The 454-nt window shown below is 40.3% G+C and carries 1 pseudogene; it reads left to right on the forward strand.

Annotated elements, in window-relative coordinates:
- Positions 1–454 (forward strand): annotated as a pseudogene (locus CJF42_RS23480) (hypothetical protein); the annotation flags it as partial.

The raw sequence follows: 454 nt of genomic DNA on the forward strand, positions 1-454 counted from the left end.
TTATAGTGTAGTCGCTGCCAGAGCCAGTGTAACCAGTCGCGGGTTATCTGCTGCAATGGCATTACTCGGTGGCCCTGTGGGTGCGGCTGTTACTGCTGCCTTAGCAATTGCTTATTTTGCCTCTGGCTCAGATGATGCCAGTATAAAAACCAAAAAACTTGAAAAGCATGTTTATGATTTATCAGCGGCTTATCAATCAGTAAAAAACTACAGCGCCCTGGCAAAGATAGGCACTAACGCCAATCAAATTAAAAACTATAATAAAACCATTGCAAAAGCGTATGTTGAACTTAAAAAATATAATGACTTAGCAGCCAATACACATGATGGCCGCACAGCCTTTGGTTATAAACAAAAAGCTGCTGCGATTAAAAGCTATATCGATGGCCAAACAGCATTGCGTGCTGCTGTAATGCAATCAAATATACAAATAGCCAATTTTAATGACAACTTA

This window comes from Pseudoalteromonas sp. NBT06-2 (genome assembly GCF_002276045.1).
GTDB lineage: Bacteria > Pseudomonadota > Gammaproteobacteria > Enterobacterales > Alteromonadaceae > Pseudoalteromonas.